This window comes from Idiomarina solivarensis (assembly GCF_033052755.1).
In the GTDB taxonomy this organism is placed as follows: domain Bacteria; phylum Pseudomonadota; class Gammaproteobacteria; order Enterobacterales; family Alteromonadaceae; genus Idiomarina.
In genome coordinates this window covers 240,788-254,279 of the sequence record NZ_JAVFHZ010000005.1, presented here as the reverse complement: position 1 = coordinate 254,279, position 13,492 = coordinate 240,788, and the positions used below count along the sequence as shown (strand labels likewise).

The 13,492-nt window shown below is 46.6% G+C and carries 11 protein-coding genes; 6 read left to right on the top strand and 5 right to left on the bottom strand.

Going from position 1 to position 13,492, the window contains the following annotated elements:
- Positions 1-6 precede the first annotated feature (6 nt).
- Both trpS and rpe read right to left on the bottom strand, forming a co-directional pair.
- Positions 7-1,014, bottom strand: coding sequence for a tryptophan--tRNA ligase (gene trpS, locus RBK99_RS10305; RefSeq protein WP_317504522.1), 1,008 nt, complete (start codon positions 1,012-1,014; stop codon positions 7-9).
- A 10-nt stretch (positions 1,015-1,024) separates the two neighbouring features.
- Positions 1,025-1,699, bottom strand: coding sequence for a ribulose-phosphate 3-epimerase (gene rpe / locus RBK99_RS10300; protein WP_317504521.1), 675 nt, complete (start codon positions 1,697-1,699; stop codon positions 1,025-1,027).
- Between the two features lie 133 nt (positions 1,700-1,832).
- Here rpe and RBK99_RS10295 point away from each other — a divergent pair, with 133 nt between their 5' ends.
- Both RBK99_RS10295 and RBK99_RS10290 read left to right on the top strand, forming a co-directional pair.
- A complete protein-coding gene (locus tag RBK99_RS10295; protein ID WP_317504520.1) occupies positions 1,833-2,135 on the top strand; it encodes a hypothetical protein in 303 nt (100 codons plus the stop codon).
- Entirely contained in the window at positions 2,135-2,356 is a 222-nt protein-coding gene (locus RBK99_RS10290; protein WP_317504519.1) for a DUF2970 domain-containing protein, read from the top strand. Before RBK99_RS10295 ends, RBK99_RS10290 begins: the two co-directional genes overlap by 1 nt.
- A 56-nt stretch (positions 2,357-2,412) precedes the next feature.
- On the opposite strand, the gene prlC is transcribed toward RBK99_RS10290, so the two are convergent.
- A complete protein-coding gene (gene prlC / locus RBK99_RS10285) occupies positions 2,413-4,455 on the bottom strand; it encodes an oligopeptidase A (protein ID WP_317504518.1) in 2,043 nt (680 codons plus the stop codon).
- Positions 4,456-4,589: 134 nt separating this feature from the next.
- Here prlC and RBK99_RS10280 point away from each other — a divergent pair, with 134 nt between their 5' ends.
- The 3 genes from RBK99_RS10280 (at position 4,590) to RBK99_RS10270 (ending at position 9,348) form a co-directional block, all read left to right on the top strand.
- Positions 4,590-6,902, top strand: a complete 2,313-nt coding sequence (locus tag RBK99_RS10280; RefSeq protein ID WP_317504517.1) for a S9 family peptidase — start codon at positions 4,590-4,592, stop codon at positions 6,900-6,902.
- Positions 6,903-7,027: 125 nt separating this feature from the next.
- Positions 7,028-8,380 carry a glutathione-disulfide reductase gene (gene gorA, locus RBK99_RS10275; protein WP_317504516.1) on the top strand — a complete coding sequence of 451 codons (1,353 nt, stop codon included), beginning with the start codon at positions 7,028-7,030 and terminating at the stop codon, positions 8,378-8,380.
- Between the two features lie 329 nt (positions 8,381-8,709).
- On the top strand, positions 8,710-9,348 hold the full coding sequence (locus RBK99_RS10270; protein WP_317504515.1) for a DUF5666 domain-containing protein: 639 nt from the start codon (positions 8,710-8,712) through the stop codon (positions 9,346-9,348).
- A 64-nt stretch (positions 9,349-9,412) separates the two neighbouring features.
- On the opposite strand, the gene RBK99_RS10265 is transcribed toward RBK99_RS10270, so the two are convergent.
- A complete protein-coding gene (locus tag RBK99_RS10265) occupies positions 9,413-9,751 on the bottom strand; it encodes a YnfA family protein (protein ID WP_317504514.1) in 339 nt (112 codons plus the stop codon).
- A 23-nt stretch (positions 9,752-9,774) separates the two neighbouring features.
- A complete protein-coding gene (locus tag RBK99_RS10260; RefSeq protein ID WP_317504513.1) occupies positions 9,775-10,449 on the bottom strand; it encodes a hypothetical protein in 675 nt (224 codons plus the stop codon).
- Between the two features lie 143 nt (positions 10,450-10,592).
- Here RBK99_RS10260 and RBK99_RS10255 point away from each other — a divergent pair, with 143 nt between their 5' ends.
- A complete protein-coding gene (locus tag RBK99_RS10255; RefSeq protein WP_317504512.1) occupies positions 10,593-13,478 on the top strand; it encodes an insulinase family protein in 2,886 nt (961 codons plus the stop codon).
- The last annotated feature ends 14 nt before the right edge of the window (positions 13,479-13,492 follow it).

Sequence of the window (13,492 nt, the reverse complement as noted above, 5' to 3'; positions counted from 1 at the left end):
TTATTTCTACTCCGGGTAAGGGACAAAACCCACCGCACGATAGACATCTGACAAGGTTTTTGCTGACGCTTCACGGGCTTTATCAGCTCCCTGCTTCATAACTTGTTGCAAGAAGGCCTGATCATTGCGCATTTCGTGATACCGCTGCTGAATGGGTTCCAGCATCGCAACCACAGATTCCGCCACATCGCCTTTTAAATGCCCGTACATTTTATCTTCATAGCCCGGCACAAGTTCATCTATCGCCTTGCCGGTAGCAGCGGACATAATACTGAGCAAATTTGAAACGCCGGGTTTTTCTTCCGGATTAAAATAAATACGTGCCTGTTCATCGGAGTCGGTAACGGCTTTTTTGATTTTCTTTATAACTTTCTTCGGCTCTTCCAATAGGCCCACAAAATTATTTGGGTTGTCGTCAGATTTTGACATTTTTTTAGTTGGCTCTTGCAGCGACATGACCCGAGCACCCACTTTTGGAATCATAGGCTCTGGAATTGTGAAAATATCACCATACAGATTGTTAAAGCGCTCAGCGACATTACGTGTCATTTCCAAATGTTGTTTTTGGTCATCGCCTACTGGCACTTCGTTTGCCTGATACAACAGAATATCCGCAGCCATCAGTGCAGGGTAAGTAAACAAACCCGCATTAATATTATTGGCATGACGCTGAGATTTGTCTTTAAACTGAGTCATCCGATTCAGTTCACCCATCTGCGTGTAGCAATTGAGAACCCAGGCCAGCTGAGTATGCTCTGGCACATGGGACTGAATAAAAACGGTGCTCTTTTGTGGGTCCAGGCCACACGCCAAATACAAAGCCAGACCATCTAATGTCGCCTGCTGCAATTTTTCAGGTTCCTGGCGAACGGTGATTGCATGTTGATCCACCAACATAAACTTGCAGTCATGGGTATCCTGCATATTGACCCACTGACGTAACGCACCAATATAATTACCAATAGACAACTGTCCCGACGGCTGACAACCACTTAATACGATTGGTTTTGACATTCTTTTTCCTCTACGAACCTGTTACCGCAGCGATTTCATCGCGCATTGTCTGGATGACACTGGCGTAATCATCCGTATTAAAAATCGCTGAACCAGCGACGAACATGTCCGCACCGGCTTCCGCAATCTCACCAATATTTGAAACTTTCACACCACCATCCACTTCCAGCCTGATATCGCGGCCACTGTCTTTTATAAGTTTCCGCACAGCTCTCAGCTTATCCAGAGTCGATGGAATAAATGACTGCCCCCCAAAACCGGGGTTAACTGACATTAGTAGAATGACATCAACCTTATCCATAACGTAATCGAGGCAATGCAACGGTGTTGCCGGATTTAAGACCAACCCTGCCTGGCAGCCGTGCTCGTGAATAATCTGTAAGGTACGATCGACGTGTTCAGACGCTTCGGGATGAAAAGTGATAATAGAAGCGCCCGCTTCTGCAAAGTCGGGAATAATACGATCGACTGGTTTCACCATTAAGTGCACATCAATTGGGGCTGTTATGCCGTAATCTCTCAACGCTTTACAAACCATAGGCCCAATCGTCAAATTAGGAACATAATGATTGTCCATAACATCGAAGTGCACAACGTCAGCTCCGGCACTTAATACAGCGTCCACTTCTTCGCCTAAGCGAGCAAAGTCTGCCGACAATATAGAGGGCGCAATTAATGGTTTCATCGTTCGTTTTCCCGACCTGTCTCAAAGAACGGTTATTGTAGCAGTTAACCCCCGACAAAAAAATTCACTTTAATGACTAGAATTTTTACAAAATCGCTGATAAATTAGTCAATCTAGCGTTTGGGGAGACATCATGCGAGCACTCACTATAATAACATCAGTAGCACTCACTGCGTTTATCGCATTTGCACTAGTGAGCCCGTCGTCCCTTATTTCTCAACAGAATGCCACTCAACGCTGCCAGCAATTACTGACCGAGGCGGAACAAAGCAATAACGCTGCTCAATGTCAGCTAGCCGCTGGACAAGTCACTTGGTTTAGCTGGCTTAAAGGCGATAGCCGTTCTGTACAATTCCACTTTTTTGACTTGGTTGAACTCATTTCAAGTTCAGGCGAGAGCAGCAAAAATCGTTACCAAAACGAATACACAGAGTAATGTCCGAGTCTTCCGAGAATAAAACCCCTAAGCCGGGAATTATTACTATGGTGGTGAGTGTTCTGGCTGCTTTTTTAGGTGTGCAGACAGAGAAAAATCGCCAACGTGACTTTCAGCATGGAAGCCCCAAAGCTTACATCATCATTGGCGTCATTCTTACGATTTTGTTTGTACTTGGCTTAGTTGGTCTTGTGAATCTGGTCATGGCGAACGCGGCCTGACGCCCCACCGTAGCCTGACATTCATGTCAGGTGCGATAGCTAACCTGACGTAAACGTCAGGCTACAGCTATACCGCTATGTCTTAACAAGGGTTCCACGCTTGGCTCACGTCCACGGAATTCACGAAACAAATCCGCAGCTTTCCGACTACCACCACGTTCCAGAATAACGTGCAAAAAGTCTCGTCCGGTCGCGGCACTAAATATACCTTCTTCTTCAAAGCGCGCGAATGCATCGGATGACAGCACTTCAGCCCATTTGTAGCTGTAGTAACCTGCCGCATAGCCACCGGCAAAAATATGACCGAAGCTGTGCTGGAAACGGTTGTATTGCGGAGGGATCCGCACGGAAGTCTGTTTACGAACCTCACTCAGTATTTCACCAATGCGTGCCCCTTTATTTTCATCGAACTCATGATGTATACGCATATCAAAAAGCGAGAACTCGAGCTGTCGCATCATTTGCATAGCCGACTGGAAGTTACGAGCGGCCAGCATTTTATCCAGCAACTCCTGAGGTAACGGGTCGCCCGTTTCATAGTGCCCCGATATGAGCGCTAAAGCCTCTGGCTCCCAACACCAGTTTTCCAGAAATTGGCTAGGCAGTTCTACGGCATCCCACTCTACTCCGTTAATGCCGGAAAGACCGGCCGTGTCCACTTGGGTCAACATATGGTGCAAACCATGACCAAACTCATGGAACAAAGTCAGCACTTCGTCGTGAGTAAAGAGAGCAGGCTTACCACCCACCGGTTTACTGAAATTACAGGTCAAGAATGCCACCGGATTTTGCAGGGTACCGTTGGCATGAACCCGGCGACCAACAAAATCAGCCATCCAGGCGCCGCCCCGTTTCCCCGACCGGGCGTACAAATCTAAATAGAAGCTGCCACGCAAGTGACCATCAGCGTCGTGAATACGGAAAAAACGCACATGATCATGCCAGGTGTTTACGTCTTTTTGTTCGCTCACAGTCATACCGAACAAACGCTTAACCACTTCAAACAAACCATTCAATACTTGCTGTTCAGGGAAGTAAGGACGCAGTAATTCATCGGAAATTGAGTAGCGTTGCTGCTTCAATTGCTCACTAAAGTACGGTACATCCCAAGCTTCCATTTCCTTAACGCCTTGCTCTGCAGCAAAGGTTTCAATTTCAGCGTACTCAGCTTTAGCCTGTGACTTCGACTTATCCGCCAAATCCTGCACGAAATCTAATACCTGCTCCGGTGACTCCGCCATTTTTGTTGCCAGCGACATTTCAGAAAAATTGTTAAAACCAAGCAGCCGAGCCATTTCATGGCGCAATGCCAGAGTCTCATCCATCACCTCAGAGTTATCGAACTCGCCCCCATTGGGGCCGGTCTCAGAGGCTCTCGTGACAAAAGCCTGATACATTTCCTTTCGCAGCTCTCGGTCTTCCGCGTAAAGCATCACCGGGAGATAGCTGGGAATGTCTAAAGTAAATAGCCAACCGTCCTTATCCTGATCCGCTGCGGTCTCTTTAGCTGCTTCCTTAATACTGTCCGGCAGGCCGGCTAAGCGGCTTTCGTCAGTAAGGTGGCATGTCCAGGCATGAGTCGCATCCAGCAAATTATTGCTAAAGGTTGACGACAAATCAGAGAGTCGCGAGGAAATCTCCGCATAGCGCTTCTTTTTCTCTTCAGGTAAATCCACACCCGACAAGCGGAAATCTCGCAGGGTGTCGTTAATTAATTTCTGCTGGGCTTCAGTCAGCCCGTCAAACTCATCGCTGCTGCGCAGTGCTTGATAGGCATCAAATAAGCCTTTGTGCTGACCCACATAAGTGGCGTAGTCAGACAGTAGCGGCAGGCAGCTGTCGTGAGCTTCGCGCAGTTCTGCCGAGCTCACGACAGAGTTCAAATGTGAAACCGGTGCCCAAACATGTTCAAGCTTTTCATCCGCGTCGGTTAAGGGTTCAATCAGTCCGTCCCAGCTGAAATCACCACGCATCAGCACCTCATCAATGGTTTGGCGTGCTTGCTTTATGCTTGCTTCAACAGCGGGTTGGATATGTTCAGGTTTAATCTGTTCAAAATCTGGCAATTGCCCTTGTTCTAATAGCGGGTTACGGCTCATTTTTACCTCAATTTTTCGAAACGCTTACAGCAGATATTGGGACTTTCGTCTCATCTTCAACCAGGCTTATGTGGTTTCCTGAGTTTTTTACGGTATTATCGGGTGGTCAATAAATCAGAATAAAGGTAAATGTCATGCATGACACCACTTTTCGTTCTTTGCGCCTGTTGGCAGGTTTCACTGCCCTCATCACACTAAGCGCCTGCAGCAGCCTAACTGGAACACAAACAGCCGGTGATGCTGAAGAACCTCAAATGACAGGCAGCAGCCAGTTAACACCCGAGAAAATTTTTGCCAGTGATGCATTTAACATTAATCGCCCGGCCCCCACTCGTTGGTTAGAAGATGGCTCCGGTTACACTACATTAGAACCGTCTGACTCAACCGATGGTCGCGATATTGTCCGCTATCATCCAGAAACCAATGAGCGCACGGTTCTCGTAAGTGCTGAGCAGCTGACACCCGAAGGAAAAGACAAAGCCCTCCACATAGCTGACTACGTATGGTCAGACGACGACAGCAAGGTCTTAATTTTTACCAACACCAAGCGCTCCTGGCGTACCCATACACTGGGAGATTACTGGGTATTGAACCGTAAAACGGATCAATTGCGCCAGTTGGGCGGAGATGCGCCAGCGTCAACTTTGCAGTTTGCCAAGTTTAATCCGCAAGGCACCAAAGTCGCTTTTGTCATGCAAAATAATATTTATGTGCAGGACCTGAGTACCTTTACTATTACTGCCCTGACCAGCGATGGAAACGATACCATTGTTAACGGAACTTTCGACTGGGTAAACGAAGAAGAGTTTTCGCTGCGTGATGGCTTCCGCTGGAGCCCCAACGGTAAGCGAATTGCCTATTGGCAACTGGATACCGAAGGTACACCAGTATTCACTATGATCAATAACACCGAAGAACTGTACCCAACGTTAAAGCAGTTTCCTTACCCTAAAGTGGGTGAAACCAACGCAGCAATGCGTATAGGTGTTGTGCCGGTCAGCGGTGGCGAAACGCAATGGATGGATATTCCCGGCGATCCACGCCAACATTATCTGGTTCGCATGGACTGGGCTGGTAATAGCGAGCAACTTCTCATTCAACAGCTGACCCGCAAGCAACATATTAACCGCGTCTTTATCAGTAACATTGAGACCGGGCGCAGCCAGGAATTGCTTCGAGAAACGACGGACTCCTGGGCAGAATATGTCGACGACGTTCACTTCTTAAATAACGGACGCGAATTTACCTGGTTAAGTGAGCGCAGTGGCTACCGTCATATCTACAAAGTTCACCGTGATACCGGCAGAGTAACCGCTATTACCCGGGGCAACTGGGATGTAGTGGAAGTACTGCGTGTTAATGAAGAAGGAGGCTGGGTTTATTTTATTGCGTCACCTAAAACACCGTTGGAACGTTACTTGTTCCGTGCAAGCCTTGATGGCAGCGGCCGCCTGGAGCGTCTGACACCGGATGTAGCTGGCACCCATAGTTACAGCATTTCTGAGGATGCCCAATACGCGGAGCACTCTTTCAGTTCTGTTGATCAGGTTCCTGTCACTACCATGATTTCGCTTCCGGATCACAAAACAATTCGGACCGTTATAGATAACGCTGAGGTACAACAAGCTGTCGAGCAAGTAGAAAAACAGCCGGTGGAGTTTTTCCGTGTTGAAGCTCGCGATGGTTTAAAGCTGGACGGCTACATCATGAAGCCAACCAATTTTGACCCTAATAAAGAATACCCCATTTTGTTTTATGTCTATGGCGAACCCTGGGGTCAGACCGTTGCGAATCGCTGGGGCGGTTCACTGTACTTATGGCACACCATGTTAACCCAGCAAGGCTATATTGTAGCGTCTATTGATAACCGCGGAACCAAATCACCACGTGGTTTCGAGTGGCGCCGGTCTATCTATAAAAACCTGGGTGTTGTTACTGTCCGCGACCAATACGATGCTCTTCAGCAAATGCTGGAGCGCTGGGAGTTCATTGACGAAGACCGCGTAGGAATTTGGGGGCATAGCGGTGGTGGTTCGCAAACCCTGAATGCGCTGTTCCGTTATCCGGACAGCTACGATATGGGCATGGCGCTAGCACCGGTACCGGACTTAACGCTGTACGACACAATTTATCAGGAGCGCTATTCGGGTTTGCTGCCTGAGTCGGCAGAGCGTTATGAAGAAACTTCAGCCATTACCCATGCAGAAAACCTAGAAGGCGACTTGCTACTGATTCATGGCACCGGTGACGATAACGTGCACTTCCAGGGCAGCGAGCGTCTGGTCAACGAACTCATCAAACACGGTAAGCAATTTGAGTTTTTTGCTTATCCAAACCGCTCTCATGGCATTTACGAAGGTGAAGGCACAACCCTGCACTTGCGCACTATGATGACGGAGTTTGTTAAAGAGAATTTGCCGGCCGGTGGAGACTCAGTACAAGACTAGGTACTGATCTTTCGATTACCGCTATCGGTATAAAAAACATGACAACCCCGTGTCTTTATTTGCAAGATACGGGGTTTTTATTCAAGATATCCGCAGTTTTGAATTAAGTACAGGAGTTAAGCAGTATGAGCAGACATTATGACTATCTCGCTATAGGGGCCGGCAGTGGCGGTATTGCCTCAGCCAACCGGGCCGCTATACGCGGCGCAAAAGCCGCTGTTATTGAAGCAAAAGCCGTGGGTGGTACTTGCGTCAACGTGGGCTGCGTTCCTAAGAAAGTCATGTGGTACGGCGCTCATATTGCTGAAGCGATAAAGTATTCTCCTTCTTATGGCTTCGATGTGGAGCAAAAAGGATTTGACTGGGCCACCATGGTGAAAAACCGCGAAGCCTACATTGAGCGTATTCACGGCGGCTACCACCGCGGCTTTCAAGGTAATGGCGTTGAATTTATCGAAGGTTTTGCCAAATTTGTCGATCACCGCACTGTTGAGGTCAATGGCGAAAACATTACTGCCGACCATATTACCATCGCGACGGGCGGACGCCCTTTGATCCCTGATATTCCTGGTGCAGAGCATGGTATTGACTCAGATGGTTTTTTCGCTCTTAATGAGCAACCGAAAAAAGCGGCCGTTGTTGGAGCCGGATACATTGCGGTTGAAATTGCAGGTGTTTTCCACGCGTTAGGTACCGACACACACTTGATGGTTCGCCGTGACCGCCCGCTGCGTAACTTCGATAAAGACCTTACCGACGGCTTACTGGAACGCATGAAGCAAGATGGTCCTGAGCTTCACACCGAGACAACCGTGAACGAAGTTATTAAACAGGACGACGGTACGCTAACGTTGCACTTTGAAAACGGTCAGTCGATGGACGGTGTAGACTGCTTAGTCTGGGCGATAGGCCGTATACCCTCGACTGATAAAATTAATCTGGAATGCACAGGTGTAGACTTGGATAGCGAAGGCTTCATCAACGTTGATAAGTTCCAGAATACGAATGTGCAAGGCATTTACGCTGTGGGGGACAATACCGGTGCTGCCGCACTGACCCCTGTCGCCATAAAAGCCGGACGTTTGCTGGCTGAGCGCCTGTTTAATAACATGCCCAACGCGCATATGGATTTCGAAAACATCCCAACCGTCGTGTTCAGCCACCCAACTATTGGTACCGTTGGCTTGAGTGAAGAAGACGCCAAGCTAAAATACGGTGAGGATAATATTACCGTGTACAAATCGTCGTTCGCGGCAATGTACAATGCCGTTACTCCGCATCGTGCGCTCAGTTACTTTAAGCTGGTGTGTCACGGTCAGGAAGAAAAAGTTGTTGGTATTCACGGTATTGGCGAAGGCATGGACGAAATACTGCAAGGCTTTGCCGTTGCGTTGAAAATGGGTGCCACGAAATCTGATTTAGATTCGACCGTTGCGCTGCATCCTACTAGTGCTGAGGAGTTTGTTACTCTTAAGTGATCGTGTAGAAAGCCCTCTGTGCGTGTTCAGAGGGCATTAAGTCTCCCACATACCTCATATAGCTCCTCACTTTCTTGTTTCTGCGCGAGTATGGCTCTGTTGCTCAGAAAAAACAGGCTACTCGCTGCAGTGTCGGTTTCCATCTTCTGGATCTATACTAAAATTGAGCAAGCAAGAGACGACTGGGAAAATCAAAGACGTTTTTGGAACTCCTTGAGCCTCTCTCGGTCGATAAAAGAAAAGAGGTCATTTTAATCTTTTTTTGAATTAGAGCCGTAAAAAAGTAGTACATAACATTCCAAGCAAATCGAATAGCGAGGAGATAGATTATGTTACGCACAACATTAGCACTTTCTACTTTAGCCCTGAGTATTTCAGTGGCCGCTCAAAACTTCGAAAACAAGCCCGATCAAACCTGGATATCGGTATCAGGCACAGCCATTGAAACCAACCCTTCGTCTTTCATGCTGGATTACGGTGATGGCCAAATTACCGTTGAAATGGATGACTGGGAGTGGTTTGAAGAAGAAGGTCACGGCTTAATTGAAGGCGATAACGTTACGGTTTACGGCGAAGTTGACGACGACTTTGCTGAAAATGCCAAAATAGAGGCCTCCAGTGTTTATTTAGAAGATCTGGGCACGTATTTTTATGCTAACTCTGCTGACGAAGAAAGCGGAGAACCTAATAAAACACTCGATGTTATTGCAATGGATACCACCAATATCGTTGACCTTAATGGCACAGTCTCGTCTGTCAACAACGCCGAAGAAGAATTCACCATAGACAACGGAATCCAGCAGTGGACCATTGATGTTTCAGGCATGGATTACAACCCACTGGATAAAAAGGGCTTTCAGCAGATTGAGAAAGGCGATTATGTCTCGGTTTCCGGTGAATTCAGTAATAATTTAGTTGAGTCTCTGGAAATTGAAGCTGAACGCGTTACAACAGCGTTCATTTATTAATTCCTGTTTGCTTTGAATTCAATCTTTAAAAGGGAGCATAAAGCTCCCTTTTTTATTGCCTTCACTAATGATTCCAGCCTGCGGCTATAATCGCCATGCCTGTTAACGTAAAAGCTGCCCCCACGGCGTCATAGATCGACAACGAAGCTCCTTCCACAGCTTTAAGCCACAAGAGTGCGGTCACCACATAAACACCCCCGTAAGCGGCATACACCCGCCCGCTCTCTGCCGGATGCAGAGTAAGCAGCCAGGCAAATAACGCTAAGCTGATTGCAGCCGGAATCAATAACCAGACGCTTCCGTCTTTTTTTAACCACAGATAAGGTAAATAACAGCCCACGATTTCAGCAATCGCCGTAATAAAAAAGAGCCCCAGGGTTTTGACAATCAGCAAAATAGACATGTTCAGAGCCTTTAGCGTCGTGGTTAGTAATGAATAATCATAAATTCACAGCCTATAGGCAGTATTGAGTTCCCGTTACTTGTCACCACCAGTTTGTCAGCGGTTCTCATGCCCGCATACGTCTCTACGGACACTTGAGAAAGTTTGAACTTAACAGTGTTGTCGACACTTTCTAAATTAGCGTAGACCGTATTAGGCAGAACGGTACGGTAATCTGCTGTATAAGAAATGATTTCCTCGCCCTCAACGTCAATCTTAAGTTTATTTTTATTGATAAACTCAAGAATAATCCGCTGCCCATTACAGGTATCTTCATCTCCGCGAAGCACCGGCGGTAGCCGCAGTTCTGGCTCATTACCCCTGACGTATAGACCAACATCACGCCCCTTATAATAATGCTTTTGCTGATAAAGTTTTTGATAGCTGACGGGAGCAAGACTTTGCTGCTGAATAATACGCTCAAGTTTACTAAAAAAGTCCGGATTTTCGTTAGCCGGATTTGTGGCGACAACAACATCGGGAAATGCTTCAGGGATCCTGACTCCTATAGTGGGTTCAACCTGAAAGCCACTCTGTGATAATACCGTTATCAATTCCGCTCGGTCCTCTTTCGCTAATCGCTCGGTAGTTAAAAACACCGTAGGGGAAGTACAGCCAGTTATCACTAGTAATGCCATTAACGATATAAGCCATTTCACCGCTTAACATCCTTGTATTTGCAACAGTAAGGCTACTCTCACAATCTGTTACAAATTAGTCAACAAATAGTTAACAGAAGTACTTTAACAACCCCACTAGCACTCGGTATGATGGTTCTATAACTGTGAAAAGGAATCTATGTATGAAAAAGCTATTACTCGCTAGCGCGATAAGTACAGCACTATTAACAGCAGGCTGCAGTCAGCCCGTTACTGAAACCAGTCAAGAAACCAGTGCCCAACAAGCCGCTGTAGCCGGTGACGTAATCAAAAGCCCCAACGACCAGCGCGACTACCGTGTACTGACCTTAGATAACAACATTGAAATTATGCTGGTTTCTGATCCGAACACCGATAAATCAGCAGCTTCTCTCAGCGTGGGGGTTGGCTTATTACAAGACCCTGAGACACAACAGGGTATGGCGCATTATCTGGAACATATGTTGTTTTTGGGTACCGATAAGTACCCGGACACGAGCGGTTACAGCGAATTTATGAGCAATAACGGTGGCAGCCAGAACGCATACACCTGGCTGGATATCACCAACTACATGTTTAAAGTTAATAATGACGCTTACAACGAAGGTTTAGACCGCTTTTCCGACTTCTTTAAAGCGCCTAAGCTTTACCCAGAATACGTTGACAAAGAGCGTAACGCCGTTAACGCCGAGTGGTCCATGCGTCGTGAAATGGACTTTTTTGGTCAGTTTAAATTAGGCCGTTTGCTGCTTGGCAAGCACCCTTCTAACCGTTTTCTTATCGGCAACCTGGAAAGCCTGAGCGATAAAGAAAACAGTAAGCTGCATCAAGAAACGGTCGACTTTTATAATCGCTATTATTCATCGAATATTATGAAAGTTGCGATGATCAGCAATCGTTCATTGGATGAAATGGAAAAGCTTGCCCGCAAGCACTTCGCAACCATTGAAGACGATGGTATTGATAAACCCGAAGTAACCGCTGAAATTAACTTTGAAGACGTTGGTGGTAAGCGTATTCACTACGTGCCAAATGAAGACGTTAAACAGCTCAAGTTAGAATTCATCATTAACGATAATCAGGATCAGTTTGCCGCTAAGCCCAACCAGTATGTCAGTTATTTGCTGGGTTCTGAAATGCCGGGAACCCCCGCACAAAAATTGAAAGAGGCGGGTCTTATTGCCAACCTGAATGTGTCTGCTCAACCGACATTCTATGGTAATTACGGTGCCCTGACCGTTGACGTTGAATTAACCAACGCTGGCATGAAACAGCGCGATGACATTGTTGCACTTATTATGCAATACACTGATAAAGTTCGGGCGAAAGGCGTTGATGAGAAATACTTTAAAGAGATACAAACCAGCCTCAACAACCGTTTTCGTTTTCTGGAAAAAGGCGATGAGTTTGGCTACGTTTCTAACTTAGCCGAAGCAATGCAAAATTACCCTGCTAAGTACGCCATAAGTGCTCCTTACGAATACCAGGAGTTTAATCCTGAAGCGATTCGCTCTGTGCTTTCTCAGCTGACATCAGAAAGACTCCGGGTTTGGTACATTAGTCAGGACGAACCACATGACAGTCAACTTGACTATTATGAAGGCAAGTACAAAGTCGTAGATATTCCTCAGGACGAAATTGCCAGTTGGGACAACCAACCTGAAATGGCAATTAACTTACCTAAAGTTAATACATTATTGCCTGAAAGCTTCGCTATTAAGCAAAATAAAGCCTTTGATAAGCCACAGGTGGTCCTCGAAGAAAACGGCATTCAAGTATGGCAATATCCGAGTCAGGTATACAGTGAACAGCCTCGCGGTGTTTTCAGTATTGAGATAAATAATCCTTTACCCATTGAGGATATAAAAGCGAATGTTCTAACCGCTATCTGGCGCGACCTGTACAACCTGAACAATAGCGCATTAGATACCGAAGCGAACATTGCGGGTATGAACCTTAGCTTGACGGACAATGTGGGGCTTAATCTTCAAGTCTCAGGCTTTACTGATAAACAGCCACAATTGTTGGAGCGCGCGGTTAACAACTTAAGCTTCACAGTTGAAGAACAAGCCTTTAATCAGGCCGTTAACCGCTACATTAGAGAGCTGCAGAATAAAGGCCAGCAATTCCCAATTTACCAAGGCTTTGATGCTTACAGTCAGCTAATAAAAGAGGGCGGCTTTGGTAAGAGCGATCTCATTCAAACAGCCCAATCCCTGCGCCCGGGCGATTTAACCGAATTTATGGATAAGTTACTAAGCCATAACGATATTCGTGTGTTCGCGTTTGGTAATTACAATCAGGAAGATTTAAAAGAGTCGCTTAACCGTATACAAACCAGCTTGCCGGATAATCGTAAAGTAACTGATTTTGAGCGGGCGCATTACTGGAAACCTGAACCAGGCAAGTCAATTGTACTTCGCCGTGATTTGGACGTAGCTGATGTCGCATTGGTTGATGCTCACTTCCACCCTCAGCCAGGGTTTGAGAACCTAGCCGCGGGAACTGTACTGCAAAGTGACTTCCGTACGGCAGCATTTGACACTCTGCGTACTGAAGAGCAACTCGCCTATGCGGTCGGAGCCTTTGCACCAAGCCTTGACCATTTTGCTGGCTTTGGGCTGTACATTCAGACACCAGTAAAAAGTGTCGCTGAGATGCAAGAACGTTTTACTCTGTTCAAACAAGAATACTGGAAAGACTTGCAGGAAATGAGCCCGGAAGAATTCGAGCAGATTAAACAAAGTACGTTAATCACCCTAAAAGAGAAGCCTAAGAATCTTGACGAAGAAGTCTCGCCTTTGTTGGCAGATTTAAAGCTTCATCGCTTTGAGTTCAACAGCAAAGAGCAATTGATTGAGGCGGTTGAAGGCCTGACATTAGAGGATGCTAAAGCGTTTTACCAGCAAACCATGCTAAACCCTGATGCCGCGCGTATTTCGGTACAATTACGCGGCACCAAGTTTGCAGAGCAACCTTACGCTGACATCCCCAATCAAACCGTCATTTCTGACCTGGCCGAATTTCAACAGGAGATGGAAAAGCAGTAATTAATCCATGAGGA

Coding starts and splice junctions, on each gene's coding strand:
- trpS (WP_317504522.1), bottom strand. CDS start 1,014: ATGTCAAAACCAATCGTATTAAGTGGTTGTCAGCCGTCGGGACAGTTG.
- prlC (WP_317504518.1), bottom strand. CDS start 4,455: ATGAGCCGTAACCCGCTATTAGAACAAGGGCAATTGCCAGATTTTGAA.
- RBK99_RS10290 (WP_317504519.1), top strand. CDS start 2,135: ATGTCCGAGTCTTCCGAGAATAAAACCCCTAAGCCGGGAATTATTACT.
- RBK99_RS10280 (WP_317504517.1), top strand. CDS start 4,590: ATGCATGACACCACTTTTCGTTCTTTGCGCCTGTTGGCAGGTTTCACT.
- RBK99_RS10255 (WP_317504512.1), top strand. CDS start 10,593: ATGAAAAAGCTATTACTCGCTAGCGCGATAAGTACAGCACTATTAACA.
- RBK99_RS10265 (WP_317504514.1), bottom strand. CDS start 9,751: ATGTCTATTTTGCTGATTGTCAAAACCCTGGGGCTCTTTTTTATTACG.
- rpe (WP_317504521.1), bottom strand. CDS start 1,699: ATGAAACCATTAATTGCGCCCTCTATATTGTCGGCAGACTTTGCTCGC.
- RBK99_RS10295 (WP_317504520.1), top strand. CDS start 1,833: ATGCGAGCACTCACTATAATAACATCAGTAGCACTCACTGCGTTTATC.
- RBK99_RS10270 (WP_317504515.1), top strand. CDS start 8,710: ATGTTACGCACAACATTAGCACTTTCTACTTTAGCCCTGAGTATTTCA.
- gorA (WP_317504516.1), top strand. CDS start 7,028: ATGAGCAGACATTATGACTATCTCGCTATAGGGGCCGGCAGTGGCGGT.